Origin of the sequence: Mesorhizobium sp. M0618, from assembly GCF_040320765.1 — a bacterium.
Taxonomy (GTDB): Bacteria; Pseudomonadota; Alphaproteobacteria; order Rhizobiales; family Rhizobiaceae; genus Mesorhizobium.
Genome location: NZ_JAMYQH010000007.1, coordinates 76835 through 89328, shown reverse-complemented (window position 1 = coordinate 89328; position 12494 = coordinate 76835). Strand labels below are relative to the sequence as shown.

Genomic DNA, 12494 nt, shown 5'->3' with positions numbered 1-12494 from the left:
ATCGGCCGCCCTGAGTTGCGATTTAGCGAAAGCCTTCACGTCGCAGGATATTAGACACTGTCGATTGGGACACGTCGAGGCGTTCCGCAATCTCCATCTGGGTCAAATCACGCTCGTATAGCGCGACGATGTTCTGATCCCGCGCAGCTTTCCCGCCCTTGGTCTTTGGGGTGTAGGTCACGGTCAACCCTGGCCCAACAACCTCCTGCGTGAAGGTTTGGCCACGATGTCCCACGGCGGTCGCCTTGGCGATTCCTGTTTCCTTGTTCACGGTGACCGTGAATTTCTTCACTCCGGGGTCATCTGAGAGGCGGTCCGTCAGCGCCTTCAACTCGGATGCCAGTCCCGCACTGCTGGCAATCGGGACGAGAGCTTTTTCGCTTTTATGTACCTTGCTGAGGCGAAGGGCCTTGACCATACAAATCACTTTCCTGCTATTTGTAATATTCGGATACCAGAACTACCAAATTTTGACAAGGGTAGTTTCAACCTGTCCGGCTACGGTTCTATGTCCGGTTCGAGGCATCGGAAAAACAGGCTGGAAGGCAGCCATCGGATCATGAGCAGTCTAGGCAAACTCCCGGTGAGGCAGATCCGAACAGCAGCTTGCGGCTGAACGTTACCTAGCACCGGACGGTCCGGACCCGGCCATTCCCAGTCGTTGAACTTACATCAGAGAGGACTGTTCAACGATGGGCGCAACGTGCCACTCCACCGGCACTAGTCGCTGTTTTTTCGTGATGCACTGGTGTGCCATGAGACAGGATCAGCGACCCACCGATTGATGTCCGACTCCCGCCAGCCCGCACCATTTACGCTTATCTTGATCTGCGCCGGGAACGTGCCTTCGGCGATTTTGCGGTACATCGTTGAACGGGAAAGGCCGGTCCGCGCGAGGACGGTCCGAAGGCGAATGATACGATCTAGTTCAGGCATGGCCGCTTTGCCTTTCGCTGAGAGCATTTGGCACCCGCTGGACCAGACAGGACAAACCAAGGCTCGCGCGCAATCAGATTTGTCGTCTCATTGATCTGAGGAGTGGAAACGGCGGCAAATCGGAGGGTTTAGATTCCTATGCCACGGCCGCTGCCAATGCCGTGGTTGAACGCGAGTTCCACACCCAGGCGGCGGCCGGATTCGACTTGGATGCCAAGCGCCTTCTTATGATTGGCAAGCAGGGATTCAAGCTGCGGATCGCGTTCAAGGCTCTTGGCCATGTCAGACATGGCCGAGCGCGTTGACTTGTAGCCGGACATGTCGCCGGCCTGATATTGCTCCTGTCCCGTACGGTCGAGCTTTTGCCAACGTTCCACGAACCGGTCGGCGCGGCGGACCGGATCGTTGTCCAGTCCGGTGCGAATTTCCGTTTCAAGCTGGAGAGCAAGCACGATGCGGCTGACGCGGCCGGCGCCCGCCTCACGGACAAGTTCGGGATTTTTCACATAGGCCGCTTCTGCGTCGCGCCAACCATGCGGCCGAATCTTCTCGAAAGCGCTACGGGCTTCCCTCAATTCGCGCATCTGCTCGGGACTGCCCTGCCCGTCTGCATTTCCAGTACTGAGGATCGCGTCGAGCGCACGCGCGTGACGGACAAGCGCCTGGGTGCGAGCGCTGCGCAACGCCGCTTCCGCGTCCACCGGCACAGTCGTGTCGCGCTGCGCCCCTCTGGCGGAAGCTTCCCTTCCAGGCGCGGCGACGGCATCGTCGCCTCGCGCTCCACCGTCTTCCCTTCCCGGCGTGCGCCCAAGGTCTTGGTCAAGCCCGGCGTCGCCAGGCGAGCGCAACCCGTCCAGCAGCCCGCCGATCCTGTCGCGAAGCTTCTCCGGAACGATGCGGCGCACGATCTCTACCACGCGCTCGCGGAAGGTTATGCCGCGCCGCTCGGCATAGCTCTGCGCCGGGTCGACCTTCTCGTAATCCGACGCCATGTCCTTGGCGCGGTCGCGTGACAGCGTGCGGACCAGCCGTTCGGGGGTCGCGAAGTCATCGCTGCCGTAATGCAGGTCCATCCCGTCGCGATGTCGCGACAGGGCGACGTAGCTGCCATGTGCATCCATGCCAGGCGTAGCGAGCACATGGGTCCGGTCGACGGTCATGCCCTGCGCCTTGTGAATGGTCGCGGCATAGCCGTGGTCGATGTGCGCGTAGTCTTTCAGGTCGAAGCGCACCGACCTGCCGTCGTCGACGCGAACCGTCATATTTTGTGTGGTGACTTCCTCCACGATGCCTAGCGTGCCGTTCTTGACGCCGAGCCCGCGCTCGTTGCGCAGGAACATGACCCGGTCGCCGCTGGCGAATTTCCTTGCACCGCGTTCGACATTCACGTGAACATCTTCGCCGAGATTTCCTGCAATGCGCATGCGCTCACGTGCAGCGTTGTTGAGTGCACGTACCTTGTCGTTGGTATGGGTGAGAATGATCCGGCTTGCCCCTGGATGCGCTTGCCTGTCGCGATCCCAGCGCTCGACGAGTTCAGCTCGCGCTTCGTCGCGCGTTGCAGCCTGATGCACCATGCCTTGCGCGTCGTAGACGCTGATTGCGGCGCCGATCCTGCCGGTTGCCAGATCGCGCGTGGCATCACGCTGCCAGTCCTCGCGCTGCCGGCGCACCTGGCCGATTTCGACGCCGCCATGTCGCTCGTGGATGGAACGGAATGCAGCACCGGCTTCGATTGCCTGCAACTGCTGCGGATCGCCGACGAGGACGACTTTGGCGCCAACGTTGGCGGCATGCGAGAGCACGCGCTCCAACTGGCGCGTGCCAACCATGCCGGCCTCATCGATCACAAGCACATCGCGCGCGGTGAGCAGATCCCTGCCCTGTCCCCAGCTATGCTCCATACTGGCTATGGTGCGTGACGAGATGCCTGAACCGCCTTCCAGGTTCTCGGCGGCAATGCCGGAGAGTGCGGCACCTCGAACCTCGTAGCCCGCCGCTGCCCATGCCTGGCGCGCAAAGCCCAGCATGGCGCTCTTGCCCGTTCCGGCAAAGCCGACAACGACACCAAGACCGCGGCTATTCGTGATGTGATCCAATGCATCACTCTGTTCGCCCGAAAGGACGAGACCGCGTTGCGCAGCCCGCGCCAGCGCTATCTCGCGATGTGCCTCACTTACTGCGTGGCGCTCGTCCAAATCGATACGCTCCGCGGCGCGGTGAAGGCGCTGCTCGGTGTCGATCATCGGCCGGGTGGTGAAGCGATCTTCGCCGCGTCCGTCCTTGCCGAGTTCAATCAAATCGGGTGCGTTGTTGATGGCTGCCACGACCGCGGTGAACTGCTCCATTCCTTCGCTGTGCCGATGCGCGAACTTGGCGATGTCTTTTCGGGTGAAGGTCGATTGCTGATGGGTCAGGGAATCCAGCGCCACGGATGGATCGGCAATGATGCGCGCACCATTGTTGCGCGCGATCTCGCGATGCAGTTCGGCGCGATCTGCTTCGCCAGCGTCCAGGCCACTGCCCTCGATGCGTTGGGCCGGTCCGCCAATCTGGGTTTGCGGCTCCAGGGCAATGCCCTGGGCTTCCAGACTGCGATGATCGATGCGGGCGTCGATGTCGAGTTCGGCCAGGCGTTCGTTGGCAAGCTCCGCCCATCGCTCGCGCCAGCGCTCGACCATCTGGGTGACGTTCCAATCGCGCACCTTTGCGCCAAAGCCGTTCTCGTCGACCGAGCGCATGGTGAGCATGACATGGGCATGAGGCTTCTGGCTTCCATCCTCTGCCCTGTCCCAATGCACATTGAGATCGGCGACCATGCCCCGGCTGACAAACTCGGCCTGCACAAAGTCGCGCGCCAGTTCGATGTTTTGCGCCTGGCTGAGTTCACGCGGCAGGGCAAACTCCACCTCGCGGGCTAACTGCGCATCCTTGCGGACCTCGAACGCCTCGACATCGTTCCACAGCCGTTCGCGGTCGCTCCAGACGTCCGGCGCATTCTCCGGCAAGATCACCTCGGAATGGACGACACCGCGCTTAGCGGAGAAGTCATGCGTGCGGTCGATCCGCTCGTCGCGCAGCCGCGACGCCGAGCGGTAGGCAGCAGATGCCACAGCGCTACTCCCAGCCTTGCGGCCTATGACCTTGACGTGAAGATGATAGATCGCCATCACGACAGGATCATTTGCACGTCAAAGCCTACGTCGGCACGACGTATAAGCGCGCCCTCCCTCGAAAAATTCTCGGGATGGACCAGCCCGTCCCGGGCTGTCTCGGCGACCCTGAAGCCTTCCGCCAGCCACTCCCCTATCATCCTCCGATCGACAACAGACGGAGACAACCATGCGCAAACCACGTGACTTCGATACGGAACTGAAGGCGTTGGAAGACAAGGCGCGAGAACTCAAGACGCGCAAGGTGCAGCAACTTGGCGAACTGGTGATTGCCACCGGTGCCGATCAGCTCAGCACCGACGAACTGGCCGGCGCACTGGTCGCAATCGCCGAGACGAAAGACGCCGCAAAGCGTGAGGCATGGGCCAAGTGTGGGTTGATGTTTTTCGAGAGCGGGTCACGGCGAATTGCTTCGGCATCTCAGCGCAACCCTCGCAGCGCTCAAGCGCAATCGGGCAGCCCACAATCGCCAGCAGGCAGCTCGGGCTCGCAATGACATGAGGATCTGGCAGGTCGAGCGACGCAAGCGCACCCGGGAGCTCATCGAACTTGGCGGTCTCGTCATCAAGGCAGGCATTGTCGAGCTCACCAATGATGATCGCGCTACCATCTACGGCGCGCTGCTCTGGATCGCCGCCAAGCTGCGGAGCCATGAAGGGAAGAATGCGCGAAACCTGTGGACTGCGAAGGGTAGGCAAGCGTTCGATGCGGAACGGCTTGAGGAGCGAAAGGACCAGCGGACTTAGCGGAGGATCCGCCAGTGGCGCATGTGCAAAGTCACAACAGCACGGGCCGTCGATATCCTGCCGCCTTCTTTCTGGTTCAGGATCCGAGCCGGATCGACGCTGATTTCGAACACCATCATTGTGTTCGGGTACAGGTGAGACAGATCCCCTCGGCGTTTGCGTCTCCCTGGCATGTCTCGTCCTTACAAGCCACTCGCTCAACCTCGATGGTCCGTTCGCATACGAAGCAGTGAAGCGACGTGGCCCCGGGTGTCTTGGTTTTGAATTGTGCAAGATGTGGCCACTCATCTTGCCAGTCGTGATTGGCTGCAAAATAGCAGTGAGGGCATAGGTAGGTACGGCGCTTGCTGTCGAAGCCGAAGAACCGCTTCGCTTCTGCCGGCGTCAGTTGCCGGATAGCGCTGCCGATCTGTGATAGAACCTTGGTGTGTGCATCGTCCACGAAGCCAAGCGACGCGAACTTGCTTTCATACTCCATCTGCAGGAGCCGACGCGGCCAGGGAATCTCACTGAACAGAACGTCTATTGCGGTCAGGATCGTTTTGACGACCACCGCGGCGGTGAATGTTCCAGGTGCGGCCGAATGCATGATCCGGTTTCGGTCGCGCCGAACCTGGTCCCAGAAGGCTTTGAAAACATCGTCCAGCGGCCGAGCTATGACGCTGTTGTGGACCTTGACCAGATCGACCGCATCAAGCGTGCGGAACTCGCCAAAAGATGCCGTCCCAGTCGCGGCCGAATTTGCCCAGTCCTTCGGATCCCCTATCAGGAGGTAGGGTGTAATCGCCGCGATACGCCCCTTCAACGCCAGCTCCATCGCGTGCTGGATCAGACTGTAGGCGTTGGCAAGCAATGGCTGCGAGCGCCGCCAGAAGTCCTCTGTCGCTTCTTCCGGCGTTTCACCATCCAGCTTGAAATATGTGGCCTCGTCGTAATCCCGCAGTGATTGCAACGCGATCTGCCACGCGAGATGAACCTGCTTTACGCCGGCAGCATGGAAATCGGCGGAGGTGGGTATGTCGATGATCATAGCCACGCGTGATATGTGCTACCGGGCCGGCTGGCCAGCATTATTCGTCAAGACGCAGTCACGTCGCCTAGACCACCTTGTTGCAGCTTCGAGCGGCTAGGAAAGGCCGGTTCCTGCGTCAATCGAAGTCATTTGTCATGTGGTTCCGCCGCATCAATATCGACAACGCGAAACGGGCGTGACCGCTGAGATCGATGAACACCGAGTCCACGGTCATGGCCTGATCAGAATCCGGCTCCGAATAGATGTAGTTCCTGACACTGACAAGCTCAAATGGATAGCTGGCAAGGCCGGAAAGGACCTCCGCCTCCCGCTGTTGGCGGACGGCCTCGACATTACCGGCGAAGCGCTGGACCATTTGCAGGACACCACCGGCTCGGAGCCGCTTGACTGTGAATTCCATCACCCGATCTTCCAAAGCCTCACGCAGATCGGCGTCGTTTTTAGCGCCCAGTTTCTGCGAAACCTTGGTCATCGACCGCGCCGGGTGGACGCCCGAAAACCACAACGTGATGGCATCGAAGGGTCCGGTTGCATCCAGCCAAGCCTCGAACGCGGGATCAGCAACCATCATGTCGACGTGGACCAGAAGCAAGTCACCGCTAAGCTTCAATGGCTTTGTGGCGACTTTCGAAGCGTAATACCCGCTCAGCTGACGTTCCGGCTTGATGCGTCCAAGCGCGGCGCCGGCTGCTGGTATTGCCAGGAGATCGGAGGCGGCCTTCAGGCAGTCAGGGTTCTCATCGATCCCCACGATGAGCCGGTCCGGCTGCGGGATCGCCTCCGCCAATGCCTTCAGACCTTGGCCCAGGCCACAGCCTATGTCCAGCACCCGACGGAAGTCGCACACCGCCGCCAACTCGGCCGCGAGCTTGCCGTAAATTCCCTGAGCGTCGTAGTGCTGCGCATTCACGGCCCAAGTCTTGGCGTACATTTTCTGGCCGACAAAGATCGCCTTGCCTTTCGGCGCCTCGACGATAGGACCGTGACAGTCCGCGTAGCGTTTACCGCTCTTGCAGGTGCACGGGTCATCTGGCTTCGGATTCGACGTCGGCATCGGTGCTCGAGGGTCAGGTTCTAGCACGTCAGAGTGTCTGCTTATCGAGGCCACATCAATGCCCGTCTCACCCCACGCCGTGCTCCGACGCGATGTTCGTCGAGGATCTTCCCGGCCAGGGGTTCGTCGCCACGCCTGAAGCCAAAGATCCCACCGATCGCTCACTTGTCCTGCTCGATCAACGCGTGCAAGCGGTCAACGAAATATGAATTGACGCATTCGATGGCCTCAACGACCGGGAAGTTGAAATGTGAGTCTAGGTCCTTCCCAGCTATCGCCAGCGGCGCCGGCAGCGAAAGCAAACCATAGTAGAATACGATATGCGAGTGTGTTTCCGTTGGAATCAGGCCGAGAGTCTTTCCGTAGTCAGGCAGGAGCATATGCGTTCGAACGAGATCCTCCTGGAACATGCGCCGCTTGCCACCATCATAGGATCCGTTCCCTCTTTTGACATTGTACGAGGTCAGCGCGCCCCGTTCTTCGTCGAAGACGATAATGTCAACGCGAATGGCTCGCTCACGATCGCCGTAGGGGAGAGCTGTGGCCAGAAGGGGCTCGATACGTTCACTCATGCGAACGCGTTGAAGTGATTCATGTGAAAGCTTGAAGTCGTCTTCCGTCCAAACCCGCAGGCGGGCGCAGTCCTTAAGGCGCTCCAGAAGAGCCCTGTCGAGAATTGCTCCGTGCCGCTTGTACGCTGAGCTGATTATTGAGGTCGCGCGCGAATATTTCCGACCGGCGATCGGATCCTCACGAAAACTTGCGCTTCCAAGCTTCTCGATCGTATCGTCAACGAAAGGGCGGAGGCGACCCAAATAGTTATCCGATTCGAGCACTACCGGCGTGCCGGTTAAATGGGTCGCCATGGGAATTCCGTCAAGCATGTACCATTCGCTAGCATTTGCAAGGGTGTCCCTATTTTTGCATGCAAATTGTTAATATATCAGGAATCGAAAATATGTCTGGTGGGCAGGGAAGCAACGTGATGACGAACGGCGAGTTTAACTTAATACCAAGTCCGCGGGTTCTTCCCATGTTGGGCGAGATAAATCTGGACCAATGGCGTTGCATCGCGGAGCTGGTAGACAATTCCGTTGACGGTTTTCTAAAGCAGAGTCGCCAAGACGCGCCAATCGCGCACGCGCGGGTAGACGTAACCTTGCCAAACTCTGACAAGGACGGCGCAACGGTGCGCATCCAAGATAACGGGTCCGGCATGTCCGTGGACGTTCTGGAACAGGCCGTCAGCGCTGGATGGTCTGGAAACAATCCGATCGACAGTCTGGGGTTATTCGGCATGGGCTTCAATATCGCGACCGCACGTCTTGGCTCGGTCACCGAAGTCTGGACGACCCGAAAGGGCGAGCTTGAATGGCATGGACTTACGATCGACTTCGATGAGTTGCGACGCCAGCGGCATTTTCGCACTCCGAAACTCACCAGGCCCAAGGCTGATCCGGAGCAGCATGGAACCGAAGTCACCATCAAGAAGCTCAAACCAGAGCAACGTAAGTGGCTAGCAAAGGGTGCCAATCAGACGACGGTGAAAAAGCGACTCGCTCAGGCATACTCCGCGATGCTGCGCCAGAATGGCGTCCCTATTAGCTTCGAGCTTTACATTAACAACAAGCGACTAGAAGCGCGGCGCCACTGCGTGTGGAATGAGGATCGTGTTGTGCCGGGCGTGGGTGGCACGAGCGTCAGTGCGGTAATTCCTATCAACCATGCACTGTCCGAACGTCTCTACTGCACAAACTGTTTATCCTGGGTGCCTGAGGCTTCGGAATCGGAGCCTTGTCCGCTGTGCGACACGAGTGGCTCGATTGTGAAGCGCAAGCGCAGGATCAAGGGGTGGATTGGCATTCAACGGTATCTTGATCAATCGGAGTACGGCCTCGATTTCATTCGGAATGGTCGAAAAATTGAAATCGCGAGCAAGGACCTATTCTCATGGAATGGTGGCGAGGAGAGCGAGCAGTTAGAATATCCGACCGACGATCAGCGTAACCGCGGACGTATCGTTGGTGAAATTCACATTGATCACTGCCGGGTGAGCTACGCGAAAGATCGTTTTGACCGTGCTGATCCTACTTGGACCGAGATGGTGCAGCTTATACGCGGCGACGGGCCGCTACGCCCGGAAAAGGCCAAAGACCTTGGTTTTGCAACGAACGATTCGCCGTTATTCGCTCTATTTCGGGCTTTCCGCCGCACCAGCCCTCATTCAAAAACTGCGGGCGCATACGCGCGTATTCTCATCGCAAAGGACAACAACCTCGCGATGGAAATGGCGAGTTATTTCCATGACGGCAATCCGGAATACCAAGACGACGCGAAATGGTTTGAGCTGGTGGAAGCGGCCGATCGCGAGTTGCTCTACGGGCAATCAGGTCAGCCTGGACAAGCTGGACAACCGGGCGGCGGTTCTCAATCGACACCAGGTGGTGAGGACGGGTTGCCAGCTGGAATCATGGATGATCCAGCACCGGGTATTGAGCCTACGCCCACACCATCGCCTGCCGCCCCCACTCCCGCGCCCCCCGTACGGCGTGAGGTGCCTAACCTTACGAGAAAGTATCATCATCAATCGTCGTCAATGACATGGAATGTCGCGGCATTCGAAGTTGCTTCTAATGATCCTGATTTACCCGCAGGCGCGCCATGGGCCGTCACGCTGGGAGATATTCCGACTAAGACGCACCATTATCTTTATAACCCCGCCCATCCGGTCTTCCAGTCGATTACGATGACGCCCCGGGATGGGATGTTGACACATCTCGCGTACATGACCGCCGATCAAACCCGCAGCTCAAAGTACGCGCCGGACATCGCACTGATTCTTAGCGAATTTCGTGCCGCGTACGGCGATGAGAATGCTCTCGACTTCAAAGCGCTTCCAGCCGACGCAGCAGCGATTCTCGTTGATGTGGCACGCGCGCTTGTGAATTCGTGTGCCCCTGAAGAACGTGCGTCGTTGTTCAATGATTTATCGGTGCAGGAGCAAACCACCGTTATGCGCGCGCTCGCGGCAAGAAAGATCAAACCCGCAGAGGCAACGATTGATGGCAGCTTCCTGCAATCGGCACCCTCCGACATAATCAGGACGCTGATCATTAGGCACCCCGAGCTTTGCTTTGATGGAAAAATCTGGGCCGATGCTTACGCCGACCTCGATTACGGCGACCCAGACATCACCGAGGACGCTAGGCGGAATGTCCTATCCAAGTACGTGAGCCTAGTGAGCGATGCTATCTGGCTTTCGAAACAAGACCTGAGTGATTTGGGAATGGCTTCGAAGGATGAGATTATCCGAGCGGTCATGTCGTTGCTGCTTCTCAGGCCGGATGTCGAGCCGTCTCAATGACACCGTTTCTCGACGATCGGCGCCTTCTCCGCGGCCCGTGGCAGGCTTTCGAACGCGATGTCGCACGACTGCTGATTTATGCGGGATTTGACGATGTCCGTGTGGTTGGGGGAACCGGAGACAAGGGAGCCGATATAGTTGGCGTTAAGAACGGTGAAATCTGGGTCGTCCAGTGCAAGCACACCACCACCGCGCCCGCGAATAAATTCGCCGTGCAAGAGGCAGTCGAGGCGGGCACCTTCTACGGGGCAAATCGCATGGTCGTCGCGACGTCGCGTGCGGTTGGGGGAGGATTACAGGCGGAGATCGATCGTTACCGCCGCATCGGTGTGAACGTAGAACTCTTGGACCCAGCGAAGCTCGCCATCATGGCGGCGCGCATCCCGGAGTATTCAAAGTCGCGGCGGGAACTCCGACCCTATCAACAAGATGCGCTTGCGCGTTTTAGAGAAGGATTGACCGACACGGGACGATCTCAAATCGTTTTGGCGACTGGCCTTGGAAAGACCGTGGTCATGGCTGAGGTGGTCAGCGATATGTACCGTGATGGACTCATCCGCGAAAACCGCGTGCTGGTTCTAGCGGACAAGCGCGAACTGGTCCGTCAGCTCCAGTTTGGCTTTTGGTATCAGCTACCCAAATGGGTTCCGACGCATCTGCTTTCGGGCGACGAAACGCCCTCGTTCTACGACGGAATCACCTTTGCGACCGTGCAGAGCGTTATTGGGCGCGTCGATGACCTTCCGAGTTTTGGATTGGTTCTCGTCGATGAGGCCCATCATATCGGCTCCACGACATTCCGGCGGGCGCTGGAAGCGCTTGAGCCGCCAATGGTGGGAGGAGTCACGGCGACTCCATGGCGAGGCGACGGCTTCGACATCGACGCAATTCTTGGAAAGCCACTGGTTCGCCTTGGTATTTCGGATGGACTCAAGAATAGATATCTCAGCGAAGTGGACTACCGACTGCTGGCCGACAATATCGACTGGAAATTCGTTCAAGACCGCTCTGTGCACAATTATTCGCTGAACCAATTGAACAAGAAGCTCATCATGCCAACCCGCGACGAGGAAGCTGCGCGTCAAATCGCGGAGGTATTCAAGCACGAGGAACGTCGTGGCGGAATCGTATTTTCCCCCACCGTGGATCACGCTGAAAGCTTCGCGGGATCGCTACGTGGCTTCAGTCTTCGCGCGGAGTCGATTTCATCCCGACAGGACGCGCGTGAGCGCGACAGGCTCATGGCGATGTTCCGGCGCGGCGACATCGATTTATTGACCAGTGTTGACCTTTTCAATGAGGGGGTCGATGTCCCAGACGTTGACTTGATCGTATTCATGCGCGCCACGCATAGTCGGCGAATTTTCGTGCAGCAGCTCGGTCGTGGACTTCGGCTAAGCCCCGGGAAAGACAAGGTTGTTGTGCTAGATTTCGTGACAGACTTGCGCCGCATCGCGGAGTTGGTTGAGCTTCAGAAGGCGGCGTCAGGCCCGCTGGAGCGTCTGCCTCTTGGACACCATCTGATAAACTTCAGGGATGCGTCGGCAGGTAGCTTCATGTTCGAATGGATGAAGGATCAGGCTGATCTGATGCTGCGCGAGGGGGACGCCCAACTGGAAATGCCTAGGTTTGATTTCCCCGACACGCCGCAACCTGGAGGCGTCGCATGAGCGTCCCCGAAAAAATTCGGCGCGAGATCAAGGAGAAGCTATGGGCTGAGGCTGACCGGCTTGGTTGGCCCTCACTTTCGGCCAATGACAAGTCACGCTATTACGGCATTTGGACAGAGACCAAGGACGTAGGTGGTCGCCTAGGGATGTACATGGACCCTCGCCAGGTTCGCGTGTACATCAAGGATACCCTCCTCAAGCCTTACACGCGAGAAGCTTCCGCTAGTCATGATCTGGCTTTTCGGGTTTTGGGGATTCCGGCCAGTGCAAAGCCTGTTACCACATACATCAAGCCGCATGGACGGTTGCTCGATGATGACCGCCAGATCGCTTGGAGCAAGGCAAGCGAGTGGAAGGCGACGCTCATGGCTCTTCACGAACGAGCCTTCGAATTTGGCACGCCTTACGCTGCTATATTGACCCACGCAGGTTCGAAGTTCGCGGAGGAGGAAGGTCGTCGCGTGGTGGAAAGCGCGGCTTCCAAACTCGGCGTGGAAAAGATAATCTGGCTCGGCTGA

General features: G+C 58.5%; 11 protein-coding genes. 5 read left to right on the top strand and 6 right to left on the bottom strand.

Annotated features, from left to right (window positions below; genetic code table 11):
- Nucleotides 1-22: 22 nt before the first annotated feature.
- The 3 genes from NKJ04_RS10100 to traA form a co-directional block, all read right to left on the bottom strand.
- Nucleotides 23-418, bottom strand: coding sequence for a sigma factor-like helix-turn-helix DNA-binding protein (locus NKJ04_RS10100; protein WP_352674668.1), 396 nt, complete (start codon nucleotides 416-418; stop codon nucleotides 23-25).
- 302 nt (nucleotides 419-720) lie between these two features.
- Nucleotides 721-936: a helix-turn-helix transcriptional regulator gene (locus NKJ04_RS10095; RefSeq protein WP_033001299.1), complete on the bottom strand. Its 216-nt coding sequence runs from the start codon at nucleotides 934-936 to the stop codon at nucleotides 721-723.
- A 128-nt stretch (nucleotides 937-1064) separates the two neighbouring features.
- Nucleotides 1065-4106, bottom strand: coding sequence for a Ti-type conjugative transfer relaxase TraA (gene traA, locus NKJ04_RS10090; protein WP_352674665.1), 3042 nt, complete (start codon nucleotides 4104-4106; stop codon nucleotides 1065-1067).
- Between the two features lie 172 nt (nucleotides 4107-4278).
- Between traA and NKJ04_RS10085 the strand changes: the two genes are divergently transcribed.
- Both NKJ04_RS10085 and NKJ04_RS10080 read left to right on the top strand, forming a co-directional pair.
- Complete coding sequence (locus NKJ04_RS10085; RefSeq protein ID WP_352674662.1) at nucleotides 4279-4605, top strand: conjugal transfer protein TraD; 327 nt, start codon at nucleotides 4279-4281, stop codon at nucleotides 4603-4605.
- Nucleotide 4606: 1 nt separating this feature from the next.
- Complete coding sequence (locus NKJ04_RS10080) at nucleotides 4607-4855, top strand: conjugal transfer protein TraD (protein ID WP_023686206.1); 249 nt, start codon at nucleotides 4607-4609, stop codon at nucleotides 4853-4855.
- A gap of 115 nt (nucleotides 4856-4970) precedes the next feature.
- Here NKJ04_RS10080 and NKJ04_RS10075 read toward each other — a convergent pair whose 3' ends face one another.
- The 3 genes from NKJ04_RS10075 to NKJ04_RS10065 form a co-directional block, all read right to left on the bottom strand.
- The gene (locus NKJ04_RS10075) at nucleotides 4971-5885 is read right to left on the bottom strand and encodes a hypothetical protein (RefSeq protein WP_352674658.1); all 915 of its coding nucleotides are present in this window, start codon (nucleotides 5883-5885) and stop codon (nucleotides 4971-4973) included.
- Between the two features lie 118 nt (nucleotides 5886-6003).
- Nucleotides 6004-6942: an SEC-C metal-binding domain-containing protein gene (locus NKJ04_RS10070; RefSeq protein ID WP_352674656.1), complete on the bottom strand. Its 939-nt coding sequence runs from the start codon at nucleotides 6940-6942 to the stop codon at nucleotides 6004-6006.
- Between the two features lie 161 nt (nucleotides 6943-7103).
- Nucleotides 7104-7808 (bottom strand): hypothetical protein, encoded by a 705-nt coding sequence (locus tag NKJ04_RS10065; protein WP_352674653.1) that lies wholly within the window; start codon nucleotides 7806-7808, stop codon nucleotides 7104-7106.
- A gap of 119 nt (nucleotides 7809-7927) precedes the next feature.
- On the opposite strand from NKJ04_RS10065, the gene NKJ04_RS10060 reads away from it, so the two are divergent.
- Genes NKJ04_RS10060 through NKJ04_RS10050 form a run of 3 tightly spaced genes read left to right on the top strand, consistent with a single transcriptional unit; the run spans nucleotide 7928 to nucleotide 12494 of the window.
- Complete coding sequence (locus tag NKJ04_RS10060) at nucleotides 7928-10306, top strand: ATP-binding protein (RefSeq protein ID WP_023686211.1); 2379 nt, start codon at nucleotides 7928-7930, stop codon at nucleotides 10304-10306.
- A complete protein-coding gene (locus tag NKJ04_RS10055) occupies nucleotides 10303-11976 on the top strand; it encodes a DEAD/DEAH box helicase family protein (protein WP_023686212.1) in 1674 nt (557 codons plus the stop codon). Before NKJ04_RS10060 ends, NKJ04_RS10055 begins: the two co-directional genes overlap by 4 nt.
- Complete coding sequence (locus NKJ04_RS10050) at nucleotides 11973-12494, top strand: hypothetical protein (RefSeq protein WP_023686213.1); 522 nt, start codon at nucleotides 11973-11975, stop codon at nucleotides 12492-12494. The genes NKJ04_RS10055 and NKJ04_RS10050 overlap by 4 nt, the downstream gene beginning before the upstream one ends.

What these genes read in the sequence shown, in the direction of transcription:
- NKJ04_RS10100 (WP_352674668.1), bottom strand. Translation starts at nt 418, where the DNA reads ATGGTCAAGGCCCTTCGCCTCAGCAAGGTACATAAAAGCGAAAAAGCT.
- NKJ04_RS10095 (WP_033001299.1), bottom strand. Translation starts at nt 936, where the DNA reads ATGCCTGAACTAGATCGTATCATTCGCCTTCGGACCGTCCTCGCGCGG.
- traA (WP_352674665.1), bottom strand. Translation starts at nt 4,106, where the DNA reads ATGGCGATCTATCATCTTCACGTCAAGGTCATAGGCCGCAAGGCTGGG.
- NKJ04_RS10085 (WP_352674662.1), top strand. Translation starts at nt 4,279, where the DNA reads ATGCGCAAACCACGTGACTTCGATACGGAACTGAAGGCGTTGGAAGAC.
- NKJ04_RS10080 (WP_023686206.1), top strand. Translation starts at nt 4,607, where the DNA reads ATGAGGATCTGGCAGGTCGAGCGACGCAAGCGCACCCGGGAGCTCATC.
- NKJ04_RS10075 (WP_352674658.1), bottom strand. Translation starts at nt 5,885, where the DNA reads ATGATCATCGACATACCCACCTCCGCCGATTTCCATGCTGCCGGCGTA.
- NKJ04_RS10070 (WP_352674656.1), bottom strand. Translation starts at nt 6,942, where the DNA reads ATGCCGACGTCGAATCCGAAGCCAGATGACCCGTGCACCTGCAAGAGC.
- NKJ04_RS10065 (WP_352674653.1), bottom strand. Translation starts at nt 7,808, where the DNA reads ATGGCGACCCATTTAACCGGCACGCCGGTAGTGCTCGAATCGGATAAC.
- NKJ04_RS10060 (WP_023686211.1), top strand. Translation starts at nt 7,928, where the DNA reads ATGACGAACGGCGAGTTTAACTTAATACCAAGTCCGCGGGTTCTTCCC.
- NKJ04_RS10055 (WP_023686212.1), top strand. Translation starts at nt 10,303, where the DNA reads ATGACACCGTTTCTCGACGATCGGCGCCTTCTCCGCGGCCCGTGGCAG.
- NKJ04_RS10050 (WP_023686213.1), top strand. Translation starts at nt 11,973, where the DNA reads ATGAGCGTCCCCGAAAAAATTCGGCGCGAGATCAAGGAGAAGCTATGG.